Genomic DNA, 3,205 nt, shown 5'->3' with positions numbered 1-3,205 from the left:
ACCTGACCCTGTCCGCCCCGCCCCCGACCAGTCGCTCGTGAGGAGAGGCATGAACGTTCTGCTGTGGCACGTGCACGGCTCCTGGACCACGTCGTTTGTGCACGGCAAGCACCGGTACCTGGTCCCGGTCACCCCCGACCGCGGCCCGTACGGGCTCGGGCGGGCGCGGACGTACCCGTGGCCGGAGAACGCCGTCGAGGTCACCCCGGAGGAACTCCGCCGGGCCGAGGTGGACCTGGTGATCCTCCAACGCCCCGAGGAGCTGGAGCTGGCCGAGGAGTGGCTCGGTCGTCGACCCGGCCGCGACCTGCCGGCCATCTACGTCGAACACAACACCCCGAAGGGCGATGTGCCCAACACCCGGCACCCGATGGCCGACCGGGACGACCTGCTGATCGTCCACGTCACCCACTTCAACGAACTGTTCTGGGACAACGGCGGCACTCGCACGGCGGTCATCGAGCACGGCATCGTGCCGCCCCGGGTGGAGTGGACCGGGGAACTCGACCGGCTGGCCGTGGTCACCAACGAACCGGTCCGCCGCTGGCGGGTCACCGGGACCGACCTGATGCCCCGGTTCGCCGCCGTCGCCCCGCTGGACGTCTTCGGCATGGGGGTGGCCGGGCTGCCGGAGGCGCTCACCAACGCCGGCGCCACCCTCGCCCACCCGGTCACCGGCCACGACGACCTGCCGCAGGGCCGGATGCACGAGGAGGTGGCGCGGCGGCGGGCGTACCTGCACCTGTGCCGGTGGACCTCGCTCGGGCTGAGCCTCATCGAGGCGATGACGATGGGCATGCCGGTCGTCGCGCTCGCCACCACCGAGGCGGTGGACGCCGTACCGCCCGACGCCGGGGTGCTCTCCACCCGGGTGGACACGCTGGTCGAGGCGGCCCGCTGGCTCACCGAGGACCGCGACGCGGCGTACCGGCTGGGGGCGCGAGCGCGTGAGGTGTCGAAGGAACGCTTCGGGCTCGACCGGTTCCTCGCTGACTGGGACCGGCTGATGGAGGAGGAGACATGCGCATCGCAATGATTTCGGAGCACGCCAGCCCGCTCGCCGTCCTCGGCGAGGAGGACGCCGGCGGGCAGAACACCCACGTGGCGGAACTCGCGGCCGCGCTGGCCGGCGAGGGGCACGACGTCCGCGTCTACACCCGCCGCGACTCCGCCGCCCTGCCCGACTCGGTGTCCGCCCCGGACGGCTACCAGGTCTGCCACGTACCGGCCGGCCCGGCGCAGCGGGTGCCGAAGGACGACCTGCTGCCGTACATGGGCGAGTTCGGCCGCTGGCTGGCCGACCAGTGGCGCCAGGGGGGCTGGACGCCGGACGTGGCGCACGCCCACTTCTGGATGAGCGGGCTGGCGACCGTGCACGCCGGCCGCCGTACCGGGGTGCCGACGGTGCTGACGTACCACGCGCTGGGCACGGTGAAGCGGCGTCACCAGGGCGCCAAGGACACGAGTCCACCAGGGCGGGTCGGCTACGAGCGGGCGCTGGGACGGACCGTCGACCGGGTCATCGTGCAGTGCGAGGACGAGGTCGCCGAGCTGGTCCGGATGGGCGTGCCCCGGTCCCGGATGGCGCTGGTCCCCTCCGGCGTCAACCAGCAGGTGTTCCGCCCGGACGGCCCGGTCGCCCCGCGCGACCCGGCCCGGCCGCGGATCATCACGGTCGGCCGGATGGTGGAACGCAAGGGCTTCCTCGAGGTCGTCCGGGCGATGCCGGCCGTGCCGGACGCCGAGTGCGTGGTGGTCGGCGGGCCGCCGGCCGACCTGCTCCCCGCCGACTCCTTCGCCCGCCGGCTGACCGCGCTCGCCGAGTCGTGCGGGGTGGCCGACCGGGTCAGGCTGGTCGGCGGGGTGCCGCGCGAGGAGATGGGCTCCTGGTACCGCTCGGCGGACGTGCTGGTCGCCGCGCCCTGGTACGAGCCGTTCGGGCTCACCCCGCTGGAGGGGATGGCCTGCGGCGTGCCGGTGATCGGGACCAACGTGGGCGGCATCGCGGACACCGTCGTCGACGGGCTCACCGGCGACCTGGTGCCGCCGCGCGACCCGCGCGCGCTGGGCACCGCGATCCGCCGGCTGCTCGCGGACAAGGTGCGCCGGTTCGCGTACGCCACGGCGGCGCTGGACCGGATCCGCAGCCGCTACTCGTGGAAGCGCTGCGCCGAGCAGCTCAGCGCGGTCTACGCCGCGGTGAGCACGGTCGCCCGTCCGGCCCCGGCGGTGGCCTGATGACCGACCGGCTCTCCACTCTCGACGCGCACCTGTCCGGGCTGGCGGCCGCGCTGCTGCCGTACCGGCGGGAGGCCGAACGGCTCGCCGGCTGGGGCACGGAGCTGGCCTGGACGCTGGCCCGGGGCGGGCGGCTGCTGGTCGCGGGCAACGGCGGCAGCGCCGCCGAAGCCCAGCACCTCACCGCCGAACTCGTCGGCAAACTCCGCGACGACCGCGAACCACTCTCCGCCATCGCCCTGCACGCCGAAACCTCCGCCCTCACCGCCATCGGCAACGACTACGGCTACGACGAGGTCTTCGCCCGCCAGGTCCGCGCCCACGGCCGCCCCGACGACATCCTCCTCCTCATGTCCACCAGCGGCACCAGCACCAACCTCCTCACCGCCGCCCAGGCCGGACACGACACCGGCCTGCGCTGCTGGGCCTTCACCGGCCCGACCCCCAACCCCCTTGCCGACCTGTGCCATGACGTGCTGGCGGTGCCGTCGCCGGACAGCCAGGTGGTGCAAGAGCTCCAGCTGGTCGCCACCCACGTGCTGTGCGAGTACGTCGAGCGGGGACTGCCCGCGTCCGCCGGCCGGACGCCGCAGGGCGTACCGGCCGGCAACGCCCGCTCCGGCCCGGTGCGTACCGGAGTCGAGGTGGTGCTGGGGGAGGGCGGCCGGGAAGTCGAGGCCCGATGAGGAGGTCGAACGTGACGGGACCCGTGGTGGTGATCGGTGACACCCTGCTGGACCGGGACGTCGAGGGGGTGGTGACCCGGCTCTGCCCGGACTCCCCGGTGCCGGTCCTCGACGAGACCACGTACGTCGACCGGCCGGGCGGCGCCGGGCTGGCGGCGATCTTCGCCGCCGCACAGGGCGCGGAGGTGGCGTTGGTGACCGCGCTCGCCGACGATGCCGGCGGCGCCCGGCTCAGCTCGCTGCTCGCCGCCGCCGGCGTGCAGCTGTACGCGCTGCCGCTG

At 74.3% G+C, this 3,205-nt stretch carries 4 protein-coding genes; all 4 read left to right on the top strand.

The annotated features are described in order from the left end of the window. Nucleotides 1-49: 49 nt before the first annotated feature. On the top strand, nucleotides 50-1,036 hold the full coding sequence (locus tag DKL51_RS28825; RefSeq protein WP_109945164.1) for a glycosyltransferase: 987 nt from the start codon (nucleotides 50-52) through the stop codon (nucleotides 1,034-1,036). Continuing rightward, the gene (locus DKL51_RS28820) at nucleotides 1,021-2,238 is read left to right on the top strand and encodes a glycosyltransferase (RefSeq protein WP_109945165.1); all 1,218 of its coding nucleotides are present in this window, start codon (nucleotides 1,021-1,023) and stop codon (nucleotides 2,236-2,238) included. The genes DKL51_RS28825 and DKL51_RS28820 overlap by 16 nt, the downstream gene beginning before the upstream one ends. Continuing rightward, nucleotides 2,238-2,924, top strand: coding sequence for a D-sedoheptulose-7-phosphate isomerase (locus tag DKL51_RS28815; RefSeq protein WP_124812775.1), 687 nt, complete (start codon nucleotides 2,238-2,240; stop codon nucleotides 2,922-2,924). The genes DKL51_RS28820 and DKL51_RS28815 overlap by 1 nt, the downstream gene beginning before the upstream one ends. 11 nt (nucleotides 2,925-2,935) lie before the next feature. After that, a partial coding sequence (locus DKL51_RS28810) for a PfkB family carbohydrate kinase (protein ID WP_438819679.1) occupies nucleotides 2,936-3,205 on the top strand: 270 nt, incomplete at its 3' end.

The organism is Micromonospora globispora (assembly GCF_003857015.1).
In the GTDB taxonomy this organism is placed as follows: domain Bacteria; phylum Actinomycetota; class Actinomycetes; order Mycobacteriales; family Micromonosporaceae; genus Micromonospora; species Micromonospora globispora.
Note: the sequence above shows the minus strand (reverse complement) of the source record. Positions and strands in the feature narration are given on the sequence as shown.

What these genes read in the sequence shown, in the direction of transcription:
- DKL51_RS28825 (WP_109945164.1), top strand. Translation starts at nt 50, where the DNA reads ATGAACGTTCTGCTGTGGCACGTGCACGGCTCCTGGACCACGTCGTTT.
- DKL51_RS28820 (WP_109945165.1), top strand. Translation starts at nt 1,021, where the DNA reads ATGCGCATCGCAATGATTTCGGAGCACGCCAGCCCGCTCGCCGTCCTC.
- DKL51_RS28815 (WP_124812775.1), top strand. Translation starts at nt 2,238, where the DNA reads ATGACCGACCGGCTCTCCACTCTCGACGCGCACCTGTCCGGGCTGGCG.